We start from the raw sequence: 25,594 nt of genomic DNA, 5'->3' as shown, positions 1-25,594 counted from the left end.
ACTGGGTTGCCTTAAATAGCCTTAGGTGATCCAAACCCTGGCCCTCCTGAGGATGTCCACGAAGTCCTCAAGGCCAAGGCCCGACAGCCTCTGGGCGAGCTTAGGTCACCAGTCTCTATGAATAGTACCACGGCACTCCTAACCCTGGGCGGTAGTGAATTAATGAAATCCCAATCAGCCTCCCTCCTCCTCATTTCTCTCAACTCCCTCTCACGCTCCTCAAGCTCCCTTATGATGTCGCTCATAGCCCAAGCCTCTCCATGTCCCTCCTTGGGAACCTATGCAGGGTCTCACGCTCATACTTATAAAACTCACCCCTATCGATCAAACCCAGCCTAAGTAGTTCCGCCAGAACCTCAAAGGCCCTCCAAACCCTCGCCCTAGCATATAGGAACTGCGACGCGTAGGCACCGCCATTCTCTGAAAGAACTACGTAACCCCTATCACTGGCCACAGCAATGCAGTAGGCCTCCGGGTAATCGAGCCTCCTAACTGGGTACCTACTGCTCAATTCCATGAGCCTAAGGGCCTCATCCCTATAATTGCTTAATTCAGGGAATAACGCGAGCCTACCCTCAGCCAACCTACTCGTTATCCAGGAAAGGGAGTTTTCAGACCTAACCTCATTAAGCACGGGCTCGGGAATCCACACGGTGTTGAATATTCTAAATAGCAGGTCCCTACCTGAGTACCTGACCCAGTCTATTATGAATGACGTGTCGGCAATGGCGTCAGTTGACATTTGGGACCTCGCCCTAATCCTAACCTCATTAAACTCCTCAACACTCATACCGGCTATCCTAGCCGACACGTAAATATCCCCAGTCTCTATATAGTGAATGACCGCTAACTTAACCCTGGGGGGCAGTGAGTTTATGTACCCCCAATCAGCCTCAGCCCTCCTAATCCTCCTAGCCTCCTCCTCCCTATCCCTCAACTCCTTAATAACATCCCCAGAACCCATTAACCAGCATTAATGTTAGGCCCGAGTTAAAAACCTACCCACGCAATAGGCGACTAATTAACTCATTATCCACGGCCCTAGGCGACTCGGCGTAGATGCGGGCGCCTAGGCCCAGGGCCTCCCTAAGCACCTGCTCCCCATCGGTGTCGGCATTAACGACGTTTATCGCCAGGCATAATCAATGGAGCCGGGCCTAATGGGCAGTAACGCCGCGTCTGCGCAGACCACGTCAACGTTCGGCAGGTGATTGGCGTACCTAAGCACGCCGCAGGCAATGTCGAGGCACACGTACTGCCTAGCCAAGCCAGACAGCAGGCCGGCCCCAACGCCAATCCCACAGCCGATGTCCAGGATCCTCGCAGCCCTCACCCTCAGTGTCTCCACAGCCCTTACGTAACCAAGCACGCTATCCCTAAGGTAGAGCTCCAGGTACCTGGTGCCCAATGCCTCGTAGTAACTACGCACATAGAGCTTGTAACTAAGCATGGGCCATTACTAATTACTGGCTGAGGGTTTTAGTCATTACCCACAACCAATGGGCGTAATAACGCAGTAAAGCAATAAATACTTGGTTGTTGGGCGCTTAATTGAATGGATTGCGCTTTGAGGATTGAAAAATTAACCGTAAGGTATGGAAGTAAGGTCGCCGTTGATGGACTAAGTGCCTGCGTAAGGCCGGGGGAGACCTACTGCCTCCTCGGGCCTAACGGCGCCGGTAAGACCACGACGATAAGGGCTGTGCTCGGCCTCGTGAGGTATGAGGGGGCCATAGACGTACTTGGCATGGGGCCGCCGAGGCCCGAGGTCATGAACATGGTCGGCGCGGTCCTGGAGACACCACTCATCCTCGAGACGCTCAGCCCCAGGGACTTCCTGGAGTTCGTGGGCTCGGTTAGGGGAGTTAGGGACCCAGGTACGTGGAGGCCTTGGTGAGGGCCTTGGCCTTGAGGAGTTCATTGATAGGCCTATAATGTCGCTCTCCGCCGGTAATAGGCAGAAGGTTGCCATAGTGGCTGCCCTAATGCATAGGCCGAGGCTACTGCTCATGGATGAACCTTCAACTACCTGGACGCCAGGTCCGTCAGGGTTGTTAAGGAGTTGATGCAGAGGCACCTCGAGCTGGTGGTTCCATACTCTTTACGACCCACATAATGGAGGTTGCCGAGAGGGTCTGCACGAGGATTGGCATAATAAATGCCGGTAGGCTCGTCATGGAGGGAACGCCCGCGGAGATCATGAACGCGGTCAACGCGGGTAGCCTTGAGGATGCCTTCCTAAGGGCCATTAGGCTGAGGATGAGATTAGGGGCTTACTGGAGGGTCTGTGACCATGAATCCCTGGGAGCTCGGCGGCCTTGTCTATAGGGAGTTGATTGCCCAGGCAATAACCCAGGTCAGGAGGACTGGGGCTAGGCCCCTCAGGGTTGAGAGGATCATCAGTGGGTATGGGATTATTAAGGCGGTGGCCTCGTTAATGATCGCCTCCTACCTAGCCGCACCACTCATTATTGGCCTAATCACGCACTGGAGAACACCGGTGGGTATGTACCAATCCCCACCCTATGAGTACTTAACCATGTACTTCATGATACTACTAATCTACATGTTACTATCGCCAATAGTAACCTCGGTAATGGGCTACCCAACAATTGGCGACCTACTCAGGACCCTGGGCCTTAATGAGGACCTCATAAGGCTCATCTCAACAGTAGCCATTGTAAGGGCTGTGGATGTGCATTGGCATCCTCAATAATCACAGCCATCATTGTATCGGCAATAATACACACGCCAGCGCCGGTACTAATCACGGCGCAGGCATTGCTCCTGGGCCTGGTGGGTCCATTAATGGGTATAGTGGCCCTGGACACCGTGGTTGGGAGAAGGGGTTCGGTGAGCGCGTTCCTGACCAGGTCCTTGATCGTCGTCACAAACTCAATACCCTGGGTAATAGCACTGACGCTCCTAATGCTAAGTGAGGACCCCGCAATAATTAGCCCAGGTATTGCTCAGTACGTACCGTTGATCAGCGACCCATTCATCACAAACCACCAAACAGCATTGATTAACTCTGTAATAACCACAATAATGCTCCTCGCAATAGATGCATACCTACTGATTAACGCTGGGCCCAGGCTATTGAGACCAAGGATACCGGGCGGCCCCGAGTCCCTAATCACCGCCAACAAGCCATTCAGGGGTTTCAGGTTTAGGGGCGTATTCACGGGCTTGGTCAGGTACTACATGAGGCAGTTAATAAGTGCCAGGGGCTCCCTGGGCTTGGTCGTTGGTGGGTCGTTGATGGCCGTGTTCCTATACGTATCCCTGGCGACCTCGATGAACTACCTAACGCAGTTCGAACTCGCCATTGGGGTTATGGCTTACGCCGCGCCCCTCGCCTACATAACCTCATTCCTACCGGTCATGATGTACAACGCAGAGTACTCGGCACTACCCATAATACTCACAATGCCTGTAACGCCGATTAGGAGGATGCTCGCGAAGATACCCATGGTGCTCACTACGTACTACGCCCTAGCCGTGCCCATTGTGGCGATACTCACGGTCCTTCACCACCCATCGGCCATACCGCCCGTCCTAGCCCTGGCCGTGTCCCCCCTCGCCTCCACCGTGATGTCAGCCATAGTGTTTCAGCTGGAGGTTAGGGATTACCTGGGTGGTTCCCAGGCGTTGGCAATACTGAACCTCGCGAACACGGTGCTCATAATCACCGCGGCCTCAATACCCATCATAGCCTTCGTGGCCGCCCAGGTACTGACCATGAGCATTACCTACTCAACAATGGCCCTACTAATGACTGGCGCCGTGGAAACAGCGGTGCTAACCCTAGCCTAATTGGGTTACTTAGGGCTTGCGGGAATCCTAACTAACCACGTCACTGCTTCTGCTGGGCCTTCTGGGCGCCCTTCCTTGAGCCGCTCAACTCCTCCTCAATCCACTCGAGCTTACCGAGCATTGGCTGCCTAAGGGTTAGGCTTACCCTGACCACGTCCCTGTTGCCCGCCGTCACGTAGCTGACGCCGACGACCCTAGCCCTAACTACGTCGCCCCTACCAAGCCTACGCCTACTGCGTTCGCCGACGAATGCACCGCTCTGCTTGTCGTAGAGGACCACGTTATCCTCCATCATCTGGGTCCTGTGGATTAGGGCGTCGATTGGCCCAACCCTCACGAAGGCGCCGAAGTCCTCAGTCCTAACAACCTCGCCCTCGACGACCTCGTTGATCAATGGCGTGTAGACGAGGGCCTTGAACCGAACCCTGTTGTAGGTGGCCCCATCACCAAATATTATCACGCCCCTCTTGCTGACCTCAACGTCGAATATCGCCACGTAGACGCCGACGTCCCTCTCAACCCTACCCACGTACTCACCCCACAGGACCTCGAAGGCAACCCTCTCCAGGGGCTCCCCAAACCTGCTGGGTGGTATCCTGATGTAGTCCTCGAGGGTCAAAACCCTAAACATGCGGTTTCGATTTTAATAAACCCTTTAAAAAAACTAATCACCCAACCCCGTAAATCTCCCTCCAGGGCCTGCCCTCCTCAACCATCCTCAGTATTATGACCCTAACCTTCTCAATGCAGGTTAGTAGGTCCCTACTGAGCATGTCGGTAATAATGGGGCTCGCACTCGATGATATGAAGCCAGAGCCAACCACAATCGCCATGTACCTGGCCAGGGCAAACTCACCACTCAACTCAATAACCCTCTCCATGACCCTCCAGGCATTGACCAACTCATCACCACCGCACTCAACGCCGAGGCGCCGCAGGACCTGTTTAGGGCCTCTATGCAGAGCTCGATAACCCACCCAGTACTGAGTCGCCATCCCCACTAACCACCTCGTTAATTAGGCTGGGTAGTTCATCCCTTAGGTACTTGATTAACCTCTCATCCCTCCTAATCATCGCTAGGTCTCCACTATGGTCTCATCAACCAGGATATTCTCCTCCCTAAACCCCATCTCAACGAGCAACTTCTTAACCCTCTGCCTCTGGTCACCCTGAACCTCGATTGAGTTCTCCCTAACGGTTCCGCCGGCCGCGAGCCTACGCTTAAGCTCCTTAGCAATGCCATTAATGTCTATTGCCTTAACATCCGAGCTATCAAACTCAATTACAGTGACCAGGTGCCTCTTCCTCCTCTCAACCCTAACCCTAACCAACGCCTGCTCCTTCGCAATCTCCGCCTCAGCACTACTCTCACCGCCAAGCACCGACGATAGCAACTCATCAACTATGTCTCCCTGACCCTCCCCACTCATGGACCGAGTAACTAAACAACACATGTATTTATATCTTTTGCGTCCAGGAAAGGCGCGGTCACGGTGAGGAAAGTGAGGAGTTTCTGAGGTCAATGAAGACCCTATCACCAACACTGATGAGCCCACGTAGACGAGGAGGTAGCGGGTCGAGGAGCCAGGCTAAGCCCAAGCCCCCTGAGGCAGTCCATGGGGCTGAGACGTCGACCACGCCGCCGTTGACCTCCCTCGTGACTGCAATGGGCCTCGGGAAGTCAAGGCCCCTGGGTAGGTCCCAAAGATCGAGTGGTGGGTTGAGGGGGCGTGACCTACAGCCAATGGTCCTGCGCCCAACCACGGAGACCCCAACCACGTAGTCACCGGTTAGGAAGCCGAGGACTAAGTCGAACCAGGGCCTGTCAATGGGTCCCTCAACGCCGACCCCCCTGATCATGAACCCGTTTATTGGGTATTCACGGCCTAGGTCCACCAGGGTGAACCAGGGAACGGCATGGGTTGGGAGTAGGTACTTATCGCCGACCCTACGGGCCCCAAACCTCCTACCCAACTCAACGCTTGAGGCCCTAAATAGGGCCTCGAGCTCGTCCAGGGAGGTGGCGGGGAACCTACCGCCGAATTGCCTAACCACCATGGCCATCAGACGCAGGCATTCTTCAACGCCTCCTCGCACTTGAGGTGTACGTCCCTGGGTATCCTGGGTATCACGTTGAGCAGGACCTTGCGGGCGAGCTCAAGCTTCTCGCTCATGACCCTCTCCACGAGCTCCGCCGTAACGGGTTGATGCGGGACCCAGATGTCGTAGTCCGTGACCAGGGCAAGCAGTGAGTAGCACATGCCTAGCTCGCGGACCAGGTTTATCTCGGGCACGAGTGTCATACCGATAATGTCGCAGCCATAGACATCCCTCCAAACCCTGGACTCGGCCTTTGTGCTAAACCTCGGGCCCTCAATACACACGTAACAACCACCGAGGTGAGTCCTATTAACCTACTAGCCTCCTCATAGAGCAATTGATTAATGACTTGGTTAAAGGCTCAAGACCAATCTGTATGTGGCAGGTTCTCGGCCCATCAAAGAACGTGTACTCCCTACCCTTCGTCGCATCGAAGAACTGGTCGGGAATCACGAAGTCGCCGGGCGCGAAGTCCTGCCTAAGGCTACCCACGGCACTAACACTAATCACAGCCCTAACACCAAGGGCCCACAAAGCCCACGCATTGGCCCTATACGGAATCCTATGCGGTGGGTACCTATGGCCACGGCCATGCCTAGGCAGGAAGGCAACCCACTCATTACCAACCCTACCAATCACGACGTTATCGCTTGGCAATCCATAGGGCGTGTGAAGCTGAACCTCGAAGTAATCACTGAAGAAGCCAGCCTCATAAAGCCCACTACCACCAATAACACCAACGTAGGGCAGGGCATCGAGACCCAACTCACGTGGGTCAACGGGCGCCCTAGTAACCGTCAACTTCCTAACCTCAACCACGGTAAAGCCTGGAAAAACAAGCTATAAAAGCGTTACCCATGGCAATCCACGAATAAGCAGGACACGGCATAAGGCAAAGGGCGGGGCGACAACCACGTAATCACCATAATAAAGGAAGTAACCTAGGATTCCACAATAAAGAACCGACAACAACCAAAACACAACCCAACCCCAACCACACCCAGGCACCCACCCATTAGACCCCACCACCCGCACCTGGGGCGATTGGGAGTGGCGGGCTCCCCCCTCGGGAAAACCCTCGGGGGTTACACCCCCACCCCATCAACCCCGTCTTCTACGGGGACCCTCACCCGGCACCCGGCGGGTTTCCCCACCGGGCACCGAGCGGCCGCCTCTTTTCGGGGAGGGCTTCCCGCTTAGATGCCTTCAGCGGTTATCCCCTACGGCGTGGCTGCCCGGCTCTGCCCTGTAGGCAACCGGTAGACTAGAGGCCGCGGCGCCCCGTTCCTCTCGTACTGAGGGCACCTTCCCCTCAGGCGGCCAGCACCCCCGACAGGTAGAGTCCGACCTGTCTCACGACGGTCTGAACCCATCTCACGTTCCCCTTTAATGGGCGGGCAGCCCCACCCTTGGGGGCTGCTGCACCCCCAGGATGGGAAGAGACGACGTCTGGGTACCAAACCGCGGGGTCGATGGGAACTCTCACCCGCGACGAGCCGGTTACTCCTGGGGTAACTTTTCTGTCATGCCCGGCCCCCACTGGTGGGGGCACGAGCGTTCGCTAGGCCCGGGTTTCCCCCCTGCGCCCCTTGCGTTCAAGGCGCAGTCAGCCCGGCATTTGGCCTTACCCTCTACGGCGGAGTTCTGACCCGCCTGAGCCGAGCTTTGGGCACCCCTGATATCCTTTCAGGGGTGTGCCGCCCCAGCCGAACTGCCCACCCGCCGCTGTCCCCCGGGTGTTACCCGGGGTTAGGGGTGCGGGAGGGAGTGGGTGGTGTTTCATTGGCGCATCCGCGCGGCCCGGAGACCGCGCTTCATCGCTCCCACCTACACTATGCACCCCCTCCCGCACCCCAACGACGGGCTGCAGTAAAGCTCCACAGGGTCTTCTCGCCCCGTCGGGGGTCCCAGGACTCTGCACCCGGAGGTGGGTTCGCCGGGCCCCGGGCCGGGACAGTGGGGACCTCGTTGATCCATTCATGCACGCCGGAACTTACCCGGCAAGGCATTTGGCTACCTTAAGAGGGTCAGAGTTACCCCCGGCCTTCAGCGGCGCTTCGCCCGGTTGAACCCGGGTTTCACGTACCGCCAGTGGCCAGGATTCAGCCCCCGTACACACCCTTACGGGCTAGCGGGGACCTATGTTTTTGTTAAACAGTCAGGTCCCCCTTGCCACTGCGACCCACGGCTCCAGTGGGTAACCACCAGAGCCGCGGGCACCCCTTCTCCCGAAGTTACGGGGCCAATTTGCCGAGTTCCCTGGCCCGGGGTCACCCGAGCCGCCTTGGGCTTCTCACCCAGGAACACCTGTGTCGGTTCTCGGTACGGTCGTGGGGGCTCGTTCCCCACCCCCTTTTCATGGGCCCCGGGAGTCGGGTGGACCGGGCTCAAGGCCCGGCTATTCCCGCCTTCAGCCGGTTCTCGCCATTACGGCACTCCCCGGCCTTCAGCGGTTAAGCGGGGTATTCCCCCGCCCACCCTATCCCGAGGCGTCGGGGGTGGAGCCTGCGTTGCCGCGAGGCCTACCCCCACGGCACGGGAATATTAACCCGTTTCCCCTTCGGCGGGTACCAATTAGGCCCCGCCTTAGGACCGGCTAACCCATGGCTGATTGTCGTTGCCATGGAACCCTGGTCCTTTCCGGCGGAGGGGGTTCCCACCCCTCTTCGCTGCTACTACCACCGGGATCTGCATCGGCCACGGGTCCACCGGACCTCACGGCCCGGCTTCCGCCCCATGGCCGCGCCCCCCTACCCCACGCGGACCAACGGTCCGCGGGCCGGGTCTCGGCGGCGGGCTTGAGTCCCTAGACATCTTCGGGGCCCCCCGCCTCAGCGGGTAAGGTGTTACCCACTTCTTAGCCGATGGCTGCTTCTAGGCCCACGGCCCCGCTGTCTTGGGCGGGGGACACCCTTCTAGGTTGACACTTAGCCCGCACTTAGGGGCCTTAACCCCGGTCTGGGTTGTTTCCCTCTCGGCCCTCAGGCTTACCCCGAGGAACCCGCCTCCCCCCTTCTTCGGAGCCCACGGGTTCGGAGTTTGACCGGGGACCGGGGCCTTTCGGCCCCTGCGTCCCCGATCAGTGCTCTACCCCGTGGGCCTCCTCCAGGGAGGCCGGGCTGGGACCCGCTTCGGGGGGAACCAGCTATCACCGGGCTTGATTGGTCTTTTGCCCCTAGCCCCAGGTCATGGGAACGAATTGCACATCAGAACCCTTTCGGGCCTCCACGGGGCTTTCGCCCCGCTTCACCCTGCCCAGGGCTAGATCGCCCGGTTTCTGGTCTCCCGCCCGTGACTACGGGCCCATTAAGACCCAGCCCCTCACGGGGTCACCCCCCGCTACGGGCTTTTCGGTTTCCCTACGCCTTCGGGGCTTAACCCCTTAGGCTCGCCACGGGCGGGAACTCCCCGGCCCGTGTTTCTAGACGGAAGGGGCGACCCTGGACCCTCCCCCTCGTACTCCCGGGTTCGCCCCGGTTTCCTTCGGGGGAGGGCACCTTTCGGGCCGCCCCTCCTTTAGCCGCCCGGTTTCAGGCTCTTTTCACTCCCTTTCGGGGTTCTTTTCAGCTTTCCCTCACGGTACTAGTGCGCTATCGGTCTCGGGACGTGCTTAGCCTTGGGGGCCAGTGGCCCCCAGCTTCCCACGCCAAAACCAAGGCGTGGTACTCCGGGACACCGGGACTCCGCCAGGCGGCCTTTAGCCTACGGGGCTATCACCCTCTACGGCGGGGCTTTCCAACCCACTTCGGCTAGGCCGCCCCGGCGGTACCCGGGCCCTCAACCCCACATCTCCCCACGGTTATCCCGTGGGGATTTGGTTTGGGCTCACCCCCTTTCGGTCGCCCCTACTCAGGGGGTCCCTGTTGGTTTCTCTTCCTCCCCCTACTAAGATGTTTCCGTTCGGGGGGTTCCCGCTCCGGGGAGAACCCCGGAGCGCCCAGGCCTATTCGGCCTGGGCGGGAGGCCCCATTCGGGGATCCCGGGTTCAAAGGCTGCCTGCGCCTACCCCGGGCTTATCGCAGCTTGCCACGCCCTTCCTCGGCGCCCGAGCCGAGCCATCCACCGGGCGGCTTGCTGGTGCGGGTGGTGGTTTGGTCAGTGGGTACCACCCAACCCCCTTTGAACACCCCATCCCCAGAGGAGGTGATCCGGCCGCAGGTTCCCCTACGGCCACCTTGTTACGACTTCGCCCCCCTCGGGAGCCCCCAACTCGTCCTCCCCTCCCCAGGGGGTTGCCCTGGAGAGAAGAGGCCTCGTTGGGGGCTCCCTCGGGTGGCGCGACGGGCGGTGTGTGCAAGGGGCAGGGACGTATTCACCGCGCGTTGGTGACACGCGGTTACTAGGGATTCCACGTTCACGAGGGCGAGTTGCAGCCTCGATCCCTACTGGGGCGGGGTTTACGGGATTGCCTCCCCCTTTCGGGGTCGGATCCCGCTGTCCCCGCCATTGCAGCTCGCGTGCAGCCCCGGGGTTTCGGGGCATACTGACCTGCCGTGGCCCCCTCCTTCCTCCGGCTTACGCCGGCAGTCCCCCTAGTGTGCCCCCGGTCCCGAAGGACCGGGTAGCAACTAGGGGCGGGGGTCTCGCTCGTTGCCGGACTTAACCGGACACCTCACGGCACGAGCTGACGACGGCCATGCACCTCCTCTCAGCTCGTCCGGCAAGGTCGTTAGCCTGGCCATCATCCTGCTGTCGCCCCGGGTAAGGTTTCCGGCGTTGACTCCAATTAAGCCGCAAGCTTCACCCCTTGTGGTGCCCCCCCGCCAATTCCTTTAAGTTTCAGCCTTGCGGCCGTACTCCCCAGGCGGCGGGCTTAACGGCTTCCCTACGCCACTGGGCGGGCTCTAAGCCCGCCCAACAGCTAGCCCGCATAGTTTACAGCTGGGACTACAGGGGTATCTAATCCCCTTTGCTCCCCCAGCTTTCGCCCCTCACCGTCGGGCGCGTTCCAGCCGAGCGCCTTCGCCACTGGTGGTCCTCCCGGGATTATCGGATTTCGCCCCTACCCCGGGAGTACCCTCGGCCTCTCCCGCCCCCAAGCCCGGTAGTATCGCCCCCAGCCCACGGTTGAGCCCGTGGATTTCAGGGGCGACTTACCGGGCCGGCTACGGGCGCTTTAGGCCCAGTAAGCACCCCGACCACTCGCGGGGCTGGTATTACCGCGGCGGCTGACACCAGACTTGCCCCCCGCTTATTCGCCCGGCTTTTGCACCGGGCAAAAGCCGCCCTCTTCGGGCGCACTCGGGGTGGCCCCGTCACGGTTTCCCGCATTGCGGAGTTTTCGCGCCTGCTGCACCCCGTAGGCCTGGGCCCTTGTCTCAGTGCCCATCTCGGGGCTCCCGCTCTCACGGCCCCCACCCGTCTTCGGCTTGGCGGGCCGTTACCCCGCCAACCACCATGATGGGCCGTGCCCCCATCCTCGGGCGGACCACGGTAGATCGACCGTGATCCCTTTCGGGGAAGGGGCCTTCCAGCGCCCTTCCCCTATGGGGGATTAGCCCCAGTTTCCCGGGGTTATCCCCCTCCCGAGGGTAGGTTAGGCACGTGTTACTGAGCCGTGCGCCACGCCCGGCGGTCCCCGGGCGTTCGACTCGCATGGCTTAGCCCCACCCCGATAGCGGTCGGGTCCGGCAGGATCAACCGGTTTCTTGGGGATGGGGTTTGTTCGGGGGTTGGGTTTGGGTGTGGTTGGGGTTGGATCATCCCCAACCTTCCGCCCGGGCTGTTCCCGGGTGGTTTGGTTGGGGACTCATTGTGCGGTTGGTTTCCTTGTTTTTGTGTTTTATAAGTTTTTTTTCTTCGTGGTTTTCGTTTTTGTTTATTCATTCCAGAAGGGTTTTGTTCGTTGGTATTGTCGTTCTGCTTCTAGGATTTGTTGGTAGAGTTCTTGCTCTGTTTTGGCTTTTGGTAGGATTTTTCTTATTGCTGTTGTTGGTCCTACTCCGTGTGCTGCCAGGGCTGTTATGGCCTTTTTGCCGTATTGTAGGACCGCCAATGCTGTTTGTGTTAGTTCTTGCCATTTTTCCTGTTCCTCCCTTGTTAGTCTTTGTTTTCTCCTGGCTTTCTTGGCTATTTCGTATGCTCTTGTTGGGTCTTCTCCGTACTTTAGTACGGCTATTTGCCTCATTCCGCATCTTGGGCATTTGATTTGTTCTGGTATGTACTTTACCTTCATGGTCGTGTGCCACCCGCAGTTTAGGCATAGTAGTGTTACTTCCCTTTCCTCGATTCTTTTCTTTAGTAGTTGTAGGATTGTGGTTGTTGGTATTCCCTGGATTGCCGTGTCGTATTTGCCCGCTTGGTTTATTATGTGCTGGGCTATTGGCGTGTATTGTTCGACCTTAACGACCCTAACCGTTATTCTCCCCTCCCTGACACTGCTCACCAATTGCCTGAGGGGTGTTGAGTCCACCTTTTCGGTGAGTATCTCCCTAATGACCTCCCTATCCACCACGGTGTCCCTGAGGGCGGTGGCTAGCCTCTCCACATTAACGTCCACGGACTCCCTCGGCAGCACCCCGAACCTCCTCGCCACGTGTATGAACCTATACCTATAAAGCCTCGTGCCCCTTATGGCCTCCCTCAACTCCCCCTCCACGTAGTCCGGCTTTGGCTTAGGGCCTCAATTATTGCCTGGGGCGGTATACCTATTGGTGCTGTTATGAGTACCCTGTATGGGTCGGTCACGTAGGTCACGGCAACCCTATACCTCTGCCCAATGAACCTCGCTAGGTATAGGGCCAGTGCCTGATTCCCCTTGGTGCCCAGGCACGCGTGGATCACGGCATCCCTACCCCTCCACTCGATGATCACAGCGTTCGTGAACCCCGTAACCCCCGTACCCAACTGCTGCCTCAACTCCTCAATGAGTGCGCTGGGGACCCCACCCGTTGGGTATTTCGCCAATACCGTGGCTGGATCCACGCCGTTGGCTATGGCGCCCATTAACCCCTCCCTCAACCTACACGTCTCCTGGGCCACCTCGGTTGGTACTGGTATTTCCTCGCCAATCCAGGTGGGTACTGCGTTTAGGATTTGATTCAGTGGTTCTAGGACAACCTCACCCTTTTCATGGTCTATACCGACTATTCTCCATGGCCTACCCGCAAGTATTATCTGCGTCCCCGTCTCCGTGGTCTCCACGAACTCCTCATCCAACTCGCCAATGGCTTTGTTCGTTATCATGTCCCTAGCCCTATAGTGCCTTTGGTCTGGTATCATGGATATGTTCTCGAAGTAGTACCTGTGGAGTCCCCTCCTCGGCGTTATTGTCCCATCCTCATTAACCCTGATGAACCTGTTACTCTCCATGAACCTCAGGACGTCCATCAACTCCTCAAGCGTTAACCCCCTGAATGGGTGCGCCCTCCTCACTGTGTTTAGGACATCGTTTATGGTTAATGCCCCGCCCTCAATCCTAGCCTCAATCACCATGCCCGCGACCTGGTGGTGAAGCACGTCAAGCGCCTTCTCGTGATACTCAACCCCCCTCTCCAACTCGTTGTTTAGGGCCCTCCTGGCGATTACTAGGGATTCGAGGTAGTCATCCACGTCCCTCGTGATTACGTAACCAACAGCCTCCCACCAAGCCTATGCCCACTCCTGCCAACCCTCTGGATTAACTTTGTGACCTGCCTCGGGCTTGAGTACTGAATCACGGCGTCCACATGCCCAATGTCAATGCCCAGCTCAAGGCTTGACGTGGTGACCACAGCCCTAACCCCACCACTCCTCAGGCCCTCCTCAAGGCCCTCCCTCTCCTCCCTGTCCAGTGAGCCGTGGTAGACACCCACGCGTCATCACCGAGCACCCTACCGAGCCTATGCCCCAGCAGCTCCGCCTCATCCCTCGTGTTCGTGAAGACTAGGGTTGCCCTATGAGCACTGATTATCTCGACGATCCTCCTAAGCCTCGCGGCGGTTTCGGGCGTTGTGTTCAACTCCTCAGCCAAGTCCACGTCCTCCTCAGACGCCTCGGGATACTCAACGCTTACCTCCATCTCCCTACTCACGTCCACACTCACCACCTCCACAGGCCTACCCACGCCGGCTAGGAATTGGCTCGCCAACTCGGTATTGCCTATGGTCGCCGAAAGCCCAATCCTCTGGTACTCACCGGCTATGTTGACCAGCCTCTCCAGGGCTATGGACAGTTGGGCACCCCTCTCATCATTCATCAACTCATGCAACTCATCAACAACAACCCACCTAACACTCCTAAGCGCCCTCCTCATACTCCTCATAGCCAGGATGACCTGGAGGGTCTCAGGCGTCGTTATGAGTATCACGGGCGGCTCCCTAACCTGCCTCCTACGCTCACTCTCGGGCGTGTCGCCATGCCTAACCGCCGTGGTTATACCCAACCTATTGGCTATCTCCCTAAGCCTAATGTTCACGTCCCTATTGAGGGCCCTCGCAGGCGTTATGTAAATCGCCGCAACGCCGCTAGTTAAGTTATCGCTCAGTATCTTGCTCATTATTGGGAACATGGCGGCCTCGGTCTTACCACTGCCCGTGGGCGCGGTGATTAGGACATTAACGCCACCGAGCACCCTGGGTATCGCCCTCTCCTGAACCGGCGTAGGCTCCAGATACCCAAACTCCCTAATCACACCCACAAGCCTCGGGTGCAGGTACCTCCCCCAGAAATCACTCATTAAGCCGTCAGGGAGTAGCGCCTCCCCGGCTTTATGAGTCTGTCTACCCACCCCACACGTGAAGCTTTGCCCAGGCTTAATGAGACGTGCCCACAGTATTCCGGCGCTCGAGTTTGGCAAAAGTAATATAAATACTGCATTGAGACGAACATAATCGGAATGCTGATAGTAGTCACAAGCGGTGGTAAGGGTGGTACTGGGAAGTCGACTGTGGCTCTTGGCTTATCGGCTATTCTTTCGCTTAGGGGTTTTGGCCATGAGTTGTTTGATTACTCCTGCGGCCTTGGTGTTTGTACGGGGGTTTATTATTACCTTAGTGATTTCGTTGATGGTGTTAATAGGTTGTCTAGGCTTGTTAGGGTTAGGCAGGGACTGCCTCCGCAGGGCTATAATGGCATTGCCATTGTTGATTTGCCCCCAATGAGCCTCGCCCAGCCTGAGTTCGTTGAATTATTGGGTAGGGCTGACGTCCTCGTTGTCGTTAGCTCCTACGAACCCGACTCCGTGGTCTCTGCGGATAGGGTTGTTGAGGCGTTCCCCGGTGGTAGGGTTGTGAGGGTCTGTAATAGGATGCCCACCGAGGGCTGTAGGCACTACCTTAAGGTCACGCCTGAGTCCCCATTCTTCGTGATTGGGGAGCCCACGAACTTCAAGACATTCGGCGAGTTGGTTAATGAGCTTGGCTTCCCTGGCGAGGCTAGGTTTGAGAGGGTTGGTAGGCAATTCACGGTTAATGGCGTTAGGGCTAAGCTCGTTGCCCGTTGGGACCCGTACGCCATAATCGGCGTTGAGGTTTCGCAGAAGTGGTACTACGCCCTAATGCCGTTCACCCGACCAATCGAGGACCTGGTGTCCATGGCCCGCCAAATGCTGGGCCCAACATACCTATTTAAGCTCGGCCTCGAGGACAGCGCCATAACGAGGTTGTTTAGGGCCATCAAGCACTGAGTTGCGCCAGGCCTGGTGCGACGTGAACTCCACGCCCCACAACCCTAATTAGGCCTAGCCATTAATTGCCACCATGGCGGTGATACTCAGCTCCACCAATCCATATGCCGCTGCCGAGTCTGCCATTCAGGGCGTCGTGAGTAGTACTGTTGATTTCATGGCCTTCATCGCAGCCGTATTAATACTAATAACAATAGCTGGCTTAGGCTCATTGGCTTTTTGGCCCTCGTTCAGTCACTGATTGGTTACTCACTTATTGAGTGGTCCAGTATTAGGCGTATTATTGGTGCCTTGGCCGCGATGGGCGTGGTCTTCGTCCTGCTAATGGGTATACTACCTGCCGTGCTTAACTCGGTTGGTTTAACGGCGGTGGCTACGGCGCTTAAGAGCTTCATGTCCATGGTTATGAACCACTTATCATCACTCGTCTAGCCCATTACTCGAGGACGACCCTCATCAAATTCTTGATGTAATTCCTAATTCTTTCCGCAACCTCGAGTTGATTATTTGCCCCTTCCACGTATGGTATTACCGCGGCCATGCCGTCTATCCTCAGGTTTTCCCTGGCCATGTTCATTGCGTAGATCATGTGCTTCGTGCCCACCCTCGGCACCGTCCTCCTTATTAATTCCTCCCTCTCCCTGGTCAGTGGTATCAGTAGTTTGTCCGCGGTCTCTATCGCACCCATTGTTAGTCCTAGGTTCACCGTGCTCATCGTGTCTATTACGAGGTTCTCCACACCATACCTACTAGCCAGGGCCTTCTCCAGGCCCTAAGCATCCTTTGCACCTCAGCCGGTGCTATCTCGCCCAACTGCCTAAGCTCTAGGTATTCCCTATGCCTTATTGGTATGATCGCGTTCCCATCCCTCACGTACATCATGTACTTACCGCCGCGTATGCTGTCTATTATGTCCGTCCTTGGGTTTAAGCCTAGGAGTAGGGATAGGGAGCGGTTATCTGGGCTTAGGTCTATGTATGCCACGTTCTTCGTGCTCATCATTAGGGCTAGCGTTATTGTTGTCTTCCCCACACCGCCCACGTTACCACTCGTTACGGTTATTATCGTCATAGCCTCCTCCTTAACTCCTCAAGCTTATTCAGTAGGTTCTCGATCTCGCCCAGTGTTTTCACTATTTCGTTCAGCGTACTTATGTAGTTCTCTATCGTGGGCTTCATCTGCGTGAGTTTTTCCAAGTCATTCTTGATGCTCATTACCTCCTCAATTCTCCTACTCAATTCATCTATGTAGCTTCTAAGGTCTGTTAGGTCTTGTTGGCGGGTCGTCGATTGCGGGTTTACGGTGGGGGTTTGGGTTAGCCCGAATTCGTCCTTGCCCTCATCGTCTATCACGAGTTCCTCCTCAATCTCCTCATTACCCGTCAACCTCCTCTTCCTACCTAGCCCGAACATGATTCTTTAGTCGAGACCCTCATTAATTAGTTTTACCCCTCACAACTTATTAAGGGGTTTGTTGAGGAGTATTGTATGGGTTTGTTCTATAGTCGTTCGGCTGGCGCTGTCGATGGCGAGGTCGTCTTTAGTCGTAGGGTTTTGTTCCGTGGTTTCCCCAGCACGGTAACAATCTACAGCACGGTATGGGGCACAGGCTGTTTCGTCGATGTTGGTGACTCGACGCTTCCCGGCATTGACTCCTTCAGCCTTGAGGACTTTACGGTTAAGCACATGCCTAGGGTTAGGGATGCCGTGATTAGGGGCATTTCGAGGGGTTTGGATTTTGAGGATTCCGTGATCAATGCCCTCAGGGTTGAGGCCGTTAATTACCTGAGGGGTGTTGGTGTTAATGTGTCTAGTGATGATGCTAATAAATGGGCCTCACTATTGTTTAGAGGCTTGTATAATTACGGCGTTCTGGAGCCTGTCATGGTCGTGAGCGATGAGGTCGGCCTTACGGACATCTACGTGGCGCCTGGTGCCCGGGTTCATTTTAAGTTGAGCAGTCTTGGTGATTGTCAGTCGAATGTGGTGCCGAGTACCCGCGAGGTTGAGCTGCTCGTTAGTGTTATTGGTGATAGGGTTGGGGTTTACCCAACGTATTATAACCCATCGGTTGAGGCTTATGATAGGGGTCATAGGCCAATGCTTAGGGTGAGTGTTGACTCCTTCGATGTTACGGATAGGACCAGGGTCAGTATTAGGGTTTTCCCCACCAGGGCTTGGAAGTTGATTGACATGGTTAGGCTTGGCTCAATTGACGCCAGGCTCGCGGCCTACCTCTGGCTGGCGCTTGAGGTTGGTGTTCCAATACTCGTGATTGGGCCCGCGGGCTCCGGGAAGACCAGCATGTCTGCGGCCCTCATGTCAGCCCTGCCCCCAAGCACCGTGATTGCCAAGTCGAGGACATCGACGAGGTCCTACTCCCCCAGGAACTGGTTAGTGATTATGCGGGCAGCGTCATTCCGCTGCTTAGTCGTGAGGGTCATGGAGCCGGCGTCAAGCCCATACCGCTTTTTCAGAGGCTTGTCCATGCACTTAGGGTTGGCGCCGATTACATATTTATTAATGAGGTTAGGGCCCGAGGATACCAGGGCCTGGTTGCATGCAATTATGAGCGGGCAGGTTGGTGGGGCCACCACGATGCACGCTGGTGGCGTTGAGGAGGCCATTGTTAGGCTTAGGGAGTATGGCGTGCCCGTTGATTTGATTAGGTTGTTGGTCGTGCTCATGGGCAGGTTTGAGGCTGGTAGTAAGGTTGTTAGGAGGGTTGTTGGTGCGTGGGTTGTGGATGGGGGCAGGCCCGTGACCGCTTGGGATGGGGGCTTGCATGAGGATGTCCTGGTTAAATTCCTGGGTGGGCGTGTTGGTGAGGACTACGTGATTAGGGAGGTCAGTGATAGGGAGGCTTTCCTTAGGCATTACTCCAGCTTTGACATTGATGAGGCCGAGTGGGTTAGGCTCGTGGCACTCTTCCACAGGCTAGGGAGTTGGTTATGCCCAGGGAGGTCAGGAGTGACGTTGTCCTTGAGGAGTCCTAACCCTAGCCAGCAACTGCCTCGCTAACTCAACAACATCAACCTGGTTCGGGTAGTTACTAACTAGGGCCTCCCTACCAATCCTAAGCGCCCTCCTAACCTCACCCTCATCCGCGCCCAAGCCCCTCAGTGCCTGTTCCAAGGCCTTCAATCCATTACTCACGTACACCTCCACCGCATCCCTACTCGGTTTAGCGCCCTCAACCCTAAGCCTCGGTCTATTGCTAATCCTTCTCATGAGCCTCGTTATCTCCTCATCCTCATCCTCATTAACGACCCTCCTACGCAGAAGCCTCATGGACTCACCCAAACCCTCTCAGCATTCAACCTCTCCAGTAATGCTGCAAACTCATCAATCGCCTTCCTGAATTGGCCAAGCCCCGGGTCCTTGACCAGGTAGGGTATTGAGCCTAACCGCCATGCAGCCTCAATGGCCGAGTTCCTGAGTATCTTCACCACATTCTTAACACCAATGTCTAGGTTACCCCTTATGCTTGATAACTTATTCAATACAACCACGCCCTCCTTTCCCGGGCTTATTGTTGCCGCATATTCAAGCATGTTACCTAGCCAACCCATGCCGCCGGGCTCGTCGGTGGCCACCAGGGTTATTACGTCTGCATTGCTCACCAACGCGGTTGTGAGTCCTGGGTTTAGGGTTGGCGATAGGGCTGGCGTGTCTATTAATATGAAGTTTGGCTTGACCCTGTAATTACCTATCCCCCTGATTAGTGATGATATCCTGGAGTTAAGGACCGGCGTACTTGGTAATGCATTGTATGGATTAGCGACCGGTGTGGTGCCTGGCGGTATGACTCTTATGTTTCCCACGACGCCGTCCTCGATATAAGCCGTTGAGACCTTGACCGTCCTCGTAGTCCCCATCATGTACGTCAGGGCACCACTTACATTGCCAGGGTTACTCACGCCTAGTACCTTGGATGCGGTTGCGTTTGGGTCTAGGTCAATAAGCCAGGTCCTGTAACCCCTCATTGCCAGTGCCGTGGCTAGGCTCGTGACTATCAACGTCTTGCCAACACCACCCTTCTGGCTTAGGAACAACACAGTTAACATAGTTTGTAACTCCGTATTGCATTATTAAGGCTTTACCCGCTAGGCCATGGTCAGGGCTATGTACGTAATCACTAACGGCACTGTGGCGTACACGCCCGTGATTATTGAATCAAGTACATAACCACTCATGAAACCACCGAGTATTACCGTTGGGAGCATTAACTGCAGCATTAATGCACCCCCAGCCACCTGGGTTGCTATTAACCTGGTTATTACGAGTATAATCTCCATCAGGGACACGGAAACGATGACCGAGGCATACCCAACCCTCCTGGACTCCGTCACGGCATTAATAACGTGGGTTAGCGATGTAACCGCCACGTTAATCACCTCAGGCCTCCCCATGCCCGTGGTAGCCACCACCCTCGCATACTCATTGATAAAGCCCTCAAACCAATTCCTGGACCCTGCCTGATCAAGCCTAGGCGTTATCGCAGCCCTCATAACCCTGTTAATTGCCGTGTGCCTCACGTCATTTACAGCCCTAACCCTCCCAATGTACCAATTAAGGCTCATGCCCAGGAAGGCTATGGAGAAGGCCAACCACGTCAGCGCAATTGACCTGGTAACCACGTAAATGGGCACGGCAAGTACCAGCGCGATCCCCATGTACCTGGTTAATTCATTATCGATACCCACCAGGCCCGGGTCCAGGTTCCAACCAGTAATGCCGTTATTGGCGCTGCCGAGGCGTAGGTAATCACTAGGTACATCGTCGGGTCCATGCTTAAGGCCCTGCTCACGAGACTATCGTCATGGGCATTATGGCCAGCGTAATAACCGTGAGTGTGTCAAGAAGTGTTACCAAGTCCCTATGATCACTCCTCAACCTGCCCAGGTAATCATCGAGCTCCCTAAGTATGTAAAGCACGGCAGTGCCCGGCTCAATGCCCAGCCTCTCGGCGTTGACCATAGCCTCGAGCATACCCCCAAGGCCACCCACGTACTTGGTTATTGGTTCGTTCATGGACACAACGGCTCTGGCCATGAGCAATCGCCTGATTAATGCACGGTTTAGGCCCAGCCTTTGCGCCTCGTCAATGAGGGTGTCCAGGACCTTGCCGGCGGGTTGTGCCAGGAATAGTGGTGTTGCGAGCGTCATGAGCAACGCCTCCTCGAGCCTAGCCCTGAACCAGGGCCTTACTGGGCCTAGGCCCATAGGTGTATTGCGCGGCAATACTTAAAAGGAGTACCCCCATGGATTAATTATGCGTAGTAGGGGTGAGTTATCACCGTTGGTCTCAGTAATAATAGCGGCTGTTCTCATAGTCGTTGGTGTGGCGTTAATAATGATCTTTTACCATGGGGCGAAGGCCATGGGTCAACACGCCATTAATACCCCAGAGGTTGAGGTTTCCGGCAGTATATCAGCGTCTACAGGAGTCGTCACAATAAACATATATAATGCAGGTACGACCCAGTTAACCGTTAGTGGTGTTAAGGTTTATGGGCCTAATGGCTCGACACTTAGTTGTTCGTGGAGTGGCGTTGGCGCTACCGTGGTCGCGGGGGGTAGTTATGGGCTCGTTGGTCAGTGTAGTGGTGTTGAGCCTGGCGTTTCTTATACCGTTGTTGTTTCGTTGAGTGGTGCTGGTGGTTCCCTGGTTGAGTCGCTTACTCTCACTGCCTCTTAGTCAGTTGTGTTGCTTTTCTTCCCCTTAAATTAATTGTGATTGTTCCCCGGCTTTGTTTACTGTGGTTATGGCTGTTTTTGTGCCTTGCCTTTGCCACTTACCTATTGGTTCGCTTACTTCCTTGGTAATTTCAATGTTGGGTTGTGTTATTCCGTCTTCATCATGTGCTGTGAGTCTCGGTGTAGGTGTTTCCAGGTCATGGCCATGCTCGGGGTGTTCCTCTGCCTCGGTTATTTGGGCTGGTTCGTTTATGAATGCTACGTAGTCCATGAATTTCCCTGAACCCTAGTTCCCCGATTATGTGGTTGTCCTCCAGCCTGTGGCGGTGGGTTTTTATTTTTGGTTGTGGGTTCATTATTTGGATGTCTTTTCGTGATGAGTTTTTGCGTTTGTTGAGGGAGGATGAGGAGTTTAGGCTAGCCGTAATGGGGCTTTTGGGTATTTCTGATGTTCAGTCTTCGATTAAGCAATTGATTAGTGCTGTTGGTGAGTTGGCGAGGACTGTTCAGAGGCTTGTGGAGGGTCAGGAGGGGCTTTGGCAAGAAGTTAGGGCTTTGAGGGAAGATCAAAACAGGTTGTGGCAGGAGAATAAGAGAATAAACGAAAACATCGAGAAATTATGGCAGGAGAATAATAAGCTGTGGCAGGAGGTTAGGAGGATTGATGAGAATATTGAGAGGTTGTGGTGGGAGGTTAGGTTGCTTAGGAGGGATGTTGGTGCCATTAGGAGGACTTTGGATAATTTGACGGCTTCTATTGAGGAGGAGGCTAATGATGTTGTTACACATATGCTTAGGGGGAGGGGTGTTGATATTAGGACTGACAGGGTTGTGCTTGACTCGAGGTTTGAGTTTGATGTTTATGGGACTAATGGGCAGTTGACCGTGGTCGGCGAGGCCAAGACTAGGGCTGGTCCTAGGTTGATTGCAAGGTTTGATGAGGGGGTTGGCGAGGCCTTAAGGCTGTTCCCGGATAAGTTCCCGGGCAGGGTGATTAAGGTCATCTACTGCCTAAGGGCAATGCTGGGCGCGGTCGAGGAGGCTGGGAGGAGGGGTATTTGGCTTATTGAGGGTATGAGGGAGAGGACTAATCCTGGGCTTTGATTTTTCTATTTGTCATCAATATTAAGGGGCTTGGTTATGCGCGTAGCTAGTTCGTGGTGGGTAATTTACGTGGTTAGGTTAATATTACCCGCGAGTGATAGACCTGCCTGTGACGTGGGTGCGACCTTAAATAGCCGTGCCTGTGCCAAGAATTTGTTTCCGCTTATTATGAATGGTGCGCTTATTGCAACACCGCCACTGAGTAGGTATGTTGGTTGGGTCATGGGCTCTACCGTGTTTTCTGAGAATTCATAGAACCCACTCGTTAAGTCCTGGCTTAGCCCAATGATTGTGTTGAAGCCTGGAAGTGTCCTTATGTAATTATTCCTAATCTCGAGGATTACGCCACTCGGCACGGCTATTAACGACCACCCACTCCCCTGGGCCTGCTTACTCAACTCATTATTAATGAGCCTGACCCTAATTATTGAATTCGCTGTATATCCCTGCGGTATGTTTATGAGGGGGCCACCGCCAAAGCCTACCACCCTACTGCCCTCGATGGTTAGGAGTAGGTCGCTCTGGGGCCTATTCTCAGTAATGGCCTCTATGGTTAGTGAGTGGACTTCAGAGTTGCTTATAGTAATCCTGCCCACTGAGTCCCGGAGTTTGATAACGCCACCTAACCTACTGCAACATATTAGGCGTCCGTGAAGCCGTAATCTACGTATATTGGTACGTCCACGAAGAGTTGGGCGCCGTAACCTTCCACACCACCTCTATCGGTGCCTATAACCACGTTGGTCATCATCAACTTACTCCTACCGTCAGTATTACCATAGTTAACACCAACGTTAAACCCAAGTATTTGCGTATTAGTCACCTGTACAATACCTGTACCGGAGGCTATTGCGATGCCGGCCCTGGCCGTGCTTATGAAGAGTGACTCATCGATCTCGGTAAAGGTCACTCCATCACTAACGATTATTGTCGAGCCCTTACTATTTGGATTGGCTCCAAGGTATGTGAACCCCCTAACCCTAATGCCGTAGGAGTTATTGAACCAAATCCAACCTATCGGTGATGGGGGAGTACCTGGGCTATTGGCTAGGCTTGGTGGGTCGACGACCGTGATGTCCTCCAAAACCACGCCGTTACCCACAGCCCCACCTCCACTATAATACCCGCCGGTGACGAGTGGGCCTACGGGCGGCCTGTGTTTATATCGTTGACGAATGCGAAATCCCTAAAGACTGGGGGTGGTGCTTGGTCGGCCGTTGGTGAATTACCTGGAGTACCCACTGTGAAGGCCCAATCCATGCCATGCCCGGTATTGTTATAGAGATGAATCCTAGTGGCCAATCCCTCGCCCTGAAGAATGACCTGGACCTGCCTATCAATGACCCCAACGTGTATAATCCTGCTGGGGTAATAGTCGCCCCTCCTAATGAAGGCCACACCACCGCCAGTGTTTAGAAGGTAGCTATTGCCTCCTGTATACCCGCAGTCTGGGTATAACCACCCAACTCATTAACACCCTCAGTAGGGTATACCCCTAGGTCGCTTATTATTCTGCCATTCTCATCAACAATAACCTCGCCATCAGCCGAAACGACCATTGGCCTAGGCCCATTAGGGCCCTGGGGTGTTTGGACAATCACCGAGTATTGGGGCTGCGCAATTTGTTGTGAAGTTTCGGTAGGCCTCATAATAAACCTAGTGGTTAGGGAATCAACCACTACGCCACCCAATGCACCGAGCCGAGGGCCCCAAGAAGTCTGAGGAAGTCCCTTCTATCGGGCATTGAACTGAGGCAGTATATACATTATATAAAAGTTGCGAACCTGCATATTGAAGTGTTAAAGACCGTTTTGAGAGGTGCTTGATAGTGTGTTTAACTCACTCCTCTGGTAGGAGTCTCCTTATTATGGCGTAGTATAGGGTTACCGTGAAGATTGCGTGAATATGAATGTTGATAGGAGCATTGTGTACATGGCAATTAGGGGTAGTGGTATGAGTGTGTTTAGTAATTGCGTTATTGGTATGCCGGAACCACCGCTTATGAATAGGTATGGGTACCTGGACCCGTCATTAACGTACTCCATGAGCACGAGTACGGCCTCCGCGAGGAGGCCCGTGCTGATTACCACGGGTCTAGCGACCCTACCCTGCATTACCGCGTAAAAGGCGTATAGGGCTGCGGCGCCCAGGGCTATGGTGAGGGCTATCGCGGCGTAGAAGGCTGGGTAGAACATGGCCGTGCTAGGGTCATAACCGAGTAATGGCCCTGCAATGTTGCTGGCTATGTATGGGTCGTACCTCTCGAGGACTGTGAAGTAGTAGGCCCCGGCAATGGCTTGTGGCACTAGTAGTACTAGCCCGGTGCCGAGGGCGATCCTCACACTCCTAATGTCTAGGTTCCTCCTAGTCGCCAGTACCGAGGCTGTTACGAAGGCGCCTATGTCCATGGCGCCGATTAGCGTGTGGGCAATGAGCGGTGGGTATACAGGGTTTGAGAAGACTGTGAGTGGGTTGAGGTCCCCCGTGACGTACTGCGGGTAATCAAGGCCCGCGAAGAGGTACCTGAAGCCCACTGGTACGAGGAGTACGGATATGGCTAGTGGCACGCCAATCAGGCTGTGCGTCCTCGGGTCAATCCTACCCCATAGATGCCAGTATATGGCTATGAGCGGTATGCTCAGTAGTATGCCTACGAGGGCTATGGCTATTGGGTAGAAGTAAACCCTCGTGAATATCGCGGTCATTGATGGGAAGAGGCCCGCCATGAACACCGTCAGTATCGTGCCCCAGACACCACCGAAGAGCTCGGTCACGACCATGAGCCTAAACATGTCCCTGGCCACGTACTCAAGGCCCGGTCCCTGCGTAGGTAGGCTAGGTACCTGGTTATTACCGTGAGCACCGTAGCCCCGATGATCACGTTAACGAAGACCAGGTGCATCTCGAGGGCGAAGCCAAGCACCGCAAAGGATAGTAGGGCTAGGTAATTACTCATGACCAACCACCCCAGTTAACTCCCTAACCCTATCAAGGAGGCTTGGTCTTGTGGCCACGTAGTACATGGCCAGGGCCCCAACAACGGCTATTACAAGCAGTATGGCGACTACGAAGGCCACGAAGCCCGGGGTTATCACGTCTCCCGTGACGACCTCATTCGTGGTTATCAACCCATACACGGTCCACGGCTGCCTACCAATCTCCCTCGCTGCCCACCCGGCCGTGGCGGCTATAGCCGATAGGACAGCCATTGCTGAGGCTAGGAAGGGCATTACGTTGTCACTGCCTATCAATACGCCCAGTATTTCATTGT

Annotated in this window: 34 protein-coding genes, 2 rRNA genes and 4 pseudogenes; 11 read left to right on the top strand and 29 right to left on the bottom strand. The window is 55.4% G+C overall.

Translation table 11 applies throughout. The features are described from left to right. Window positions 1-21: 21 nt before the first annotated feature. The 4 genes and pseudogenes from JCM16161_RS05265 to JCM16161_RS05255 form a co-directional block, all read right to left on the bottom strand. Window positions 22-245, bottom strand: a pseudogene (locus JCM16161_RS05265) (hypothetical protein). Then, window positions 242-742: a hypothetical protein gene (locus tag JCM16161_RS05260; protein WP_054855233.1), complete on the bottom strand. Its 501-nt coding sequence runs from the start codon at window positions 740-742 to the stop codon at window positions 242-244. Before JCM16161_RS05260 ends, JCM16161_RS05265 begins: the two are co-directional and overlap by 4 nt. Window positions 743-748: 6 nt before the next feature. After that, window positions 749-946 (bottom strand): annotated as a pseudogene (locus JCM16161_RS15695) (hypothetical protein); the annotation flags it as partial. Between the two features lie 180 nt (window positions 947-1,126). Next, window positions 1,127-1,450, bottom strand: coding sequence for a class I SAM-dependent methyltransferase (locus tag JCM16161_RS05255; RefSeq protein ID WP_243669510.1), 324 nt, complete (start codon window positions 1,448-1,450; stop codon window positions 1,127-1,129). A 105-nt stretch (window positions 1,451-1,555) separates the two neighbouring features. On the opposite strand from JCM16161_RS05255, the gene JCM16161_RS15690 reads away from it, so the two are divergent. From JCM16161_RS15690 to JCM16161_RS05245, 5 genes are read left to right on the top strand one after another with little or no spacing between them, the layout of a single operon-like run. Further along, entirely contained in the window at window positions 1,556-1,897 is a 342-nt protein-coding gene (locus JCM16161_RS15690; protein WP_243669507.1) for an ATP-binding cassette domain-containing protein, read from the top strand. Between the two features lie 37 nt (window positions 1,898-1,934). Continuing rightward, a complete protein-coding gene (locus JCM16161_RS15685; RefSeq protein WP_243669505.1) occupies window positions 1,935-2,066 on the top strand; it encodes an ATP-binding cassette domain-containing protein in 132 nt (43 codons plus the stop codon). A 49-nt stretch (window positions 2,067-2,115) separates the two neighbouring features. After that, window positions 2,116-2,328, top strand: a complete 213-nt coding sequence (locus tag JCM16161_RS15680) for a hypothetical protein (protein ID WP_243669503.1) — start codon at window positions 2,116-2,118, stop codon at window positions 2,326-2,328. After that, window positions 2,294-2,716, top strand: coding sequence for a hypothetical protein (locus JCM16161_RS15675; RefSeq protein ID WP_243669501.1), 423 nt, complete (start codon window positions 2,294-2,296; stop codon window positions 2,714-2,716). Before JCM16161_RS15680 ends, JCM16161_RS15675 begins: the two co-directional genes overlap by 35 nt. After that, window positions 2,701-3,816, top strand: coding sequence for a hypothetical protein (locus JCM16161_RS05245; protein ID WP_243669499.1), 1,116 nt, complete (start codon window positions 2,701-2,703; stop codon window positions 3,814-3,816). The genes JCM16161_RS15675 and JCM16161_RS05245 overlap by 16 nt, the downstream gene beginning before the upstream one ends. 40 nt (window positions 3,817-3,856) lie before the next feature. On the opposite strand, the gene JCM16161_RS05240 is transcribed toward JCM16161_RS05245, so the two are convergent. From JCM16161_RS05240 to JCM16161_RS15660, 10 genes and pseudogenes are all read right to left on the bottom strand, one after another. After that, window positions 3,857-4,447, bottom strand: a complete 591-nt coding sequence (locus JCM16161_RS05240) for a DNA-directed RNA polymerase (RefSeq protein ID WP_054855206.1) — start codon at window positions 4,445-4,447, stop codon at window positions 3,857-3,859. Window positions 4,448-4,484: 37 nt separating this feature from the next. Beyond that, window positions 4,485-4,793, bottom strand: coding sequence for a hypothetical protein (locus JCM16161_RS05235; protein ID WP_243669497.1), 309 nt, complete (start codon window positions 4,791-4,793; stop codon window positions 4,485-4,487). Between the two features lie 99 nt (window positions 4,794-4,892). Further along, entirely contained in the window at window positions 4,893-5,246 is a 354-nt protein-coding gene (locus JCM16161_RS05230) for a translation initiation factor (RefSeq protein ID WP_054855204.1), read from the bottom strand. A 58-nt stretch (window positions 5,247-5,304) separates the two neighbouring features. Then, on the bottom strand, window positions 5,305-5,874 hold the full coding sequence (locus tag JCM16161_RS05225) for a hypothetical protein (protein WP_243669495.1): 570 nt from the start codon (window positions 5,872-5,874) through the stop codon (window positions 5,305-5,307). A 5-nt stretch (window positions 5,875-5,879) separates the two neighbouring features. Continuing rightward, window positions 5,880-6,735, bottom strand: a pseudogene (locus tag JCM16161_RS05220) (S-methyl-5'-thioadenosine phosphorylase). A gap of 205 nt (window positions 6,736-6,940) precedes the next feature. Continuing rightward, window positions 6,941-10,004, bottom strand: a 23S ribosomal RNA gene (locus JCM16161_RS05215). Between the two features lie 50 nt (window positions 10,005-10,054). Next, a 16S ribosomal RNA gene (locus JCM16161_RS05210) occupies window positions 10,055-11,563 on the bottom strand. Together the 16S and 23S rRNA genes form the textbook arrangement of a ribosomal RNA operon. A 171-nt stretch (window positions 11,564-11,734) precedes the next feature. Next, window positions 11,735-12,861 (bottom strand): annotated as a pseudogene (locus tag JCM16161_RS15670) (hypothetical protein). Between the two features lie 617 nt (window positions 12,862-13,478). After that, window positions 13,479-13,709 (bottom strand): hypothetical protein, encoded by a 231-nt coding sequence (locus tag JCM16161_RS15665; protein WP_243669493.1) that lies wholly within the window; start codon window positions 13,707-13,709, stop codon window positions 13,479-13,481. After that, window positions 13,649-14,623: a DEAD/DEAH box helicase gene (locus JCM16161_RS15660; RefSeq protein WP_243669491.1), complete on the bottom strand. Its 975-nt coding sequence runs from the start codon at window positions 14,621-14,623 to the stop codon at window positions 13,649-13,651. Before JCM16161_RS15660 ends, JCM16161_RS15665 begins: the two co-directional genes overlap by 61 nt. 108 nt (window positions 14,624-14,731) lie before the next feature. On the opposite strand from JCM16161_RS15660, the gene JCM16161_RS05200 reads away from it, so the two are divergent. The 3 genes from JCM16161_RS05200 to JCM16161_RS05195 all read left to right on the top strand — a co-directional run bounded on the left by JCM16161_RS05200 (window position 14,732) and on the right by JCM16161_RS05195 (window position 15,952). After that, window positions 14,732-15,520 (top strand): hypothetical protein, encoded by a 789-nt coding sequence (locus JCM16161_RS05200; RefSeq protein WP_054855203.1) that lies wholly within the window; start codon window positions 14,732-14,734, stop codon window positions 15,518-15,520. Between the two features lie 73 nt (window positions 15,521-15,593). Next, a complete protein-coding gene (locus tag JCM16161_RS15655) occupies window positions 15,594-15,761 on the top strand; it encodes a hypothetical protein (RefSeq protein ID WP_243669489.1) in 168 nt (55 codons plus the stop codon). After that, window positions 15,740-15,952, top strand: a complete 213-nt coding sequence (locus JCM16161_RS05195) for a hypothetical protein (RefSeq protein ID WP_054855202.1) — start codon at window positions 15,740-15,742, stop codon at window positions 15,950-15,952. The genes JCM16161_RS15655 and JCM16161_RS05195 overlap by 22 nt, the downstream gene beginning before the upstream one ends. Before the next feature lie 4 nt (window positions 15,953-15,956). Here JCM16161_RS05195 and JCM16161_RS15650 read toward each other — a convergent pair whose 3' ends face one another. The 3 genes from JCM16161_RS15650 to JCM16161_RS05185 are packed head-to-tail and all read right to left on the bottom strand — an operon-like array spanning window position 15,957 to window position 16,932. After that, on the bottom strand, window positions 15,957-16,259 hold the full coding sequence (locus tag JCM16161_RS15650; protein ID WP_243669487.1) for a hypothetical protein: 303 nt from the start codon (window positions 16,257-16,259) through the stop codon (window positions 15,957-15,959). Next, window positions 16,244-16,591 (bottom strand): ParA family protein, encoded by a 348-nt coding sequence (locus tag JCM16161_RS15645; protein WP_243669485.1) that lies wholly within the window; start codon window positions 16,589-16,591, stop codon window positions 16,244-16,246. The genes JCM16161_RS15650 and JCM16161_RS15645 overlap by 16 nt, the downstream gene beginning before the upstream one ends. After that, the gene (locus tag JCM16161_RS05185) at window positions 16,588-16,932 is read right to left on the bottom strand and encodes a hypothetical protein (protein WP_054855201.1); all 345 of its coding nucleotides are present in this window, start codon (window positions 16,930-16,932) and stop codon (window positions 16,588-16,590) included. Before JCM16161_RS05185 ends, JCM16161_RS15645 begins: the two co-directional genes overlap by 4 nt. Before the next feature lie 75 nt (window positions 16,933-17,007). Between JCM16161_RS05185 and JCM16161_RS05180 the strand changes: the two genes are divergently transcribed. Further along, window positions 17,008-18,540, top strand: a complete 1,533-nt coding sequence (locus tag JCM16161_RS05180) for a type II/IV secretion system ATPase subunit (RefSeq protein ID WP_054855200.1) — start codon at window positions 17,008-17,010, stop codon at window positions 18,538-18,540. On the opposite strand, the gene JCM16161_RS05175 is transcribed toward JCM16161_RS05180, so the two are convergent. The 4 genes from JCM16161_RS05175 to JCM16161_RS05160 form a co-directional block, all read right to left on the bottom strand. Next, a complete protein-coding gene (locus JCM16161_RS05175; protein ID WP_054855199.1) occupies window positions 18,484-18,822 on the bottom strand; it encodes a hypothetical protein in 339 nt (112 codons plus the stop codon). The two genes, JCM16161_RS05180 and JCM16161_RS05175, sit on opposite strands and share 57 nt — an antisense overlap. Then, entirely contained in the window at window positions 18,807-19,586 is a 780-nt protein-coding gene (locus JCM16161_RS05170; RefSeq protein WP_054855198.1) for a ParA family protein, read from the bottom strand. Before JCM16161_RS05170 ends, JCM16161_RS05175 begins: the two co-directional genes overlap by 16 nt. Before the next feature lie 39 nt (window positions 19,587-19,625). Next, on the bottom strand, window positions 19,626-20,225 hold the full coding sequence (locus JCM16161_RS05165) for a hypothetical protein (RefSeq protein WP_054855197.1): 600 nt from the start codon (window positions 20,223-20,225) through the stop codon (window positions 19,626-19,628). A gap of 100 nt (window positions 20,226-20,325) precedes the next feature. Beyond that, window positions 20,326-20,763, bottom strand: coding sequence for a hypothetical protein (locus JCM16161_RS05160; protein WP_243669483.1), 438 nt, complete (start codon window positions 20,761-20,763; stop codon window positions 20,326-20,328). Window positions 20,764-20,794: 31 nt separating this feature from the next. On the opposite strand from JCM16161_RS05160, the gene JCM16161_RS05155 reads away from it, so the two are divergent. Further along, window positions 20,795-21,220 (top strand): hypothetical protein, encoded by a 426-nt coding sequence (locus tag JCM16161_RS05155; protein ID WP_054855195.1) that lies wholly within the window; start codon window positions 20,795-20,797, stop codon window positions 21,218-21,220. 24 nt (window positions 21,221-21,244) lie between these two features. Here JCM16161_RS05155 and JCM16161_RS05150 read toward each other — a convergent pair whose 3' ends face one another. Next, window positions 21,245-21,490, bottom strand: coding sequence for a hypothetical protein (locus JCM16161_RS05150; RefSeq protein ID WP_054855194.1), 246 nt, complete (start codon window positions 21,488-21,490; stop codon window positions 21,245-21,247). A gap of 92 nt (window positions 21,491-21,582) precedes the next feature. On the opposite strand from JCM16161_RS05150, the gene JCM16161_RS05145 reads away from it, so the two are divergent. Further along, the gene (locus tag JCM16161_RS05145; protein ID WP_054855193.1) at window positions 21,583-22,323 is read left to right on the top strand and encodes a hypothetical protein; all 741 of its coding nucleotides are present in this window, start codon (window positions 21,583-21,585) and stop codon (window positions 22,321-22,323) included. Window positions 22,324-22,388: 65 nt separating this feature from the next. Here the strand turns inward: JCM16161_RS05145 and JCM16161_RS05140 are convergent, their stop codons facing one another. The 7 genes from JCM16161_RS05140 to JCM16161_RS15635 form a co-directional block, all read right to left on the bottom strand. Next, window positions 22,389-22,919 carry a hypothetical protein gene (locus JCM16161_RS05140; RefSeq protein WP_054855192.1) on the bottom strand — a complete coding sequence of 177 codons (531 nt, stop codon included), beginning with the start codon at window positions 22,917-22,919 and terminating at the stop codon, window positions 22,389-22,391. A gap of 44 nt (window positions 22,920-22,963) precedes the next feature. Next, window positions 22,964-23,425 carry a hypothetical protein gene (locus tag JCM16161_RS05135; RefSeq protein WP_054855191.1) on the bottom strand — a complete coding sequence of 154 codons (462 nt, stop codon included), beginning with the start codon at window positions 23,423-23,425 and terminating at the stop codon, window positions 22,964-22,966. 41 nt (window positions 23,426-23,466) lie between these two features. Beyond that, a complete protein-coding gene (locus JCM16161_RS05130) occupies window positions 23,467-23,721 on the bottom strand; it encodes a hypothetical protein (protein WP_054855190.1) in 255 nt (84 codons plus the stop codon). 14 nt (window positions 23,722-23,735) lie between these two features. Further along, window positions 23,736-24,014 (bottom strand): hypothetical protein, encoded by a 279-nt coding sequence (locus tag JCM16161_RS05125; protein WP_243669481.1) that lies wholly within the window; start codon window positions 24,012-24,014, stop codon window positions 23,736-23,738. Window positions 24,015-24,206: 192 nt separating this feature from the next. Then, complete coding sequence (locus tag JCM16161_RS05120) at window positions 24,207-25,127, bottom strand: cytochrome ubiquinol oxidase subunit I (protein ID WP_243669479.1); 921 nt, start codon at window positions 25,125-25,127, stop codon at window positions 24,207-24,209. Next, on the bottom strand, window positions 25,094-25,279 hold the full coding sequence (locus JCM16161_RS15640; RefSeq protein ID WP_243669477.1) for a hypothetical protein: 186 nt from the start codon (window positions 25,277-25,279) through the stop codon (window positions 25,094-25,096). The genes JCM16161_RS05120 and JCM16161_RS15640 overlap by 34 nt, the downstream gene beginning before the upstream one ends. Further along, window positions 25,272-25,574: a cytochrome ubiquinol oxidase subunit I gene (locus JCM16161_RS15635; protein ID WP_243669475.1), complete on the bottom strand. Its 303-nt coding sequence runs from the start codon at window positions 25,572-25,574 to the stop codon at window positions 25,272-25,274. Before JCM16161_RS15635 ends, JCM16161_RS15640 begins: the two co-directional genes overlap by 8 nt. Window positions 25,575-25,594 lie beyond the last annotated feature (20 nt).

This window comes from Vulcanisaeta sp. JCM 16161 (assembly GCF_001316285.1).
The sequence above is the reverse complement of the archived record's forward strand: the minus strand, read 5'-3'. Positions and strand labels throughout refer to the sequence as shown.

What these genes read in the sequence shown, in the direction of transcription:
- JCM16161_RS05260 (WP_054855233.1), bottom strand. Translation starts at nt 742, where the DNA reads ATGTCAACTGACGCCATTGCCGACACGTCATTCATAATAGACTGGGTC.
- JCM16161_RS05255 (WP_243669510.1), bottom strand. Translation starts at nt 1,450, where the DNA reads ATGCTTAGTTACAAGCTCTATGTGCGTAGTTACTACGAGGCATTGGGC.
- JCM16161_RS15690 (WP_243669507.1), top strand. Translation starts at nt 1,556, where the DNA reads ATGGATTGCGCTTTGAGGATTGAAAAATTAACCGTAAGGTATGGAAGT.
- JCM16161_RS15685 (WP_243669505.1), top strand. Translation starts at nt 1,935, where the DNA reads ATGTCGCTCTCCGCCGGTAATAGGCAGAAGGTTGCCATAGTGGCTGCC.
- JCM16161_RS15680 (WP_243669503.1), top strand. Translation starts at nt 2,116, where the DNA reads ATGGAGGTTGCCGAGAGGGTCTGCACGAGGATTGGCATAATAAATGCC.
- JCM16161_RS15675 (WP_243669501.1), top strand. Translation starts at nt 2,294, where the DNA reads ATGAATCCCTGGGAGCTCGGCGGCCTTGTCTATAGGGAGTTGATTGCC.
- JCM16161_RS05240 (WP_054855206.1), bottom strand. Translation starts at nt 4,447, where the DNA reads ATGTTTAGGGTTTTGACCCTCGAGGACTACATCAGGATACCACCCAGC.
- JCM16161_RS05230 (WP_054855204.1), bottom strand. Translation starts at nt 5,246, where the DNA reads ATGAGTGGGGAGGGTCAGGGAGACATAGTTGATGAGTTGCTATCGTCG.
- JCM16161_RS05225 (WP_243669495.1), bottom strand. Translation starts at nt 5,874, where the DNA reads ATGGTGGTTAGGCAATTCGGCGGTAGGTTCCCCGCCACCTCCCTGGAC.
- JCM16161_RS05200 (WP_054855203.1), top strand. Translation starts at nt 14,732, where the DNA reads ATGCTGATAGTAGTCACAAGCGGTGGTAAGGGTGGTACTGGGAAGTCG.
- JCM16161_RS15655 (WP_243669489.1), top strand. Translation starts at nt 15,594, where the DNA reads ATGGCGGTGATACTCAGCTCCACCAATCCATATGCCGCTGCCGAGTCT.
- JCM16161_RS15645 (WP_243669485.1), bottom strand. Translation starts at nt 16,591, where the DNA reads ATGACGATAATAACCGTAACGAGTGGTAACGTGGGCGGTGTGGGGAAG.
- JCM16161_RS05185 (WP_054855201.1), bottom strand. Translation starts at nt 16,932, where the DNA reads ATGTTCGGGCTAGGTAGGAAGAGGAGGTTGACGGGTAATGAGGAGATT.
- JCM16161_RS05180 (WP_054855200.1), top strand. Translation starts at nt 17,008, where the DNA reads ATGGGTTTGTTCTATAGTCGTTCGGCTGGCGCTGTCGATGGCGAGGTC.
- JCM16161_RS05170 (WP_054855198.1), bottom strand. Translation starts at nt 19,586, where the DNA reads ATGTTAACTGTGTTGTTCCTAAGCCAGAAGGGTGGTGTTGGCAAGACG.
- JCM16161_RS05155 (WP_054855195.1), top strand. Translation starts at nt 20,795, where the DNA reads ATGCGTAGTAGGGGTGAGTTATCACCGTTGGTCTCAGTAATAATAGCG.
- JCM16161_RS05150 (WP_054855194.1), bottom strand. Translation starts at nt 21,490, where the DNA reads ATGGACTACGTAGCATTCATAAACGAACCAGCCCAAATAACCGAGGCA.
- JCM16161_RS05145 (WP_054855193.1), top strand. Translation starts at nt 21,583, where the DNA reads ATGTCTTTTCGTGATGAGTTTTTGCGTTTGTTGAGGGAGGATGAGGAG.
- JCM16161_RS15640 (WP_243669477.1), bottom strand. Translation starts at nt 25,279, where the DNA reads ATGAGTAATTACCTAGCCCTACTATCCTTTGCGGTGCTTGGCTTCGCC.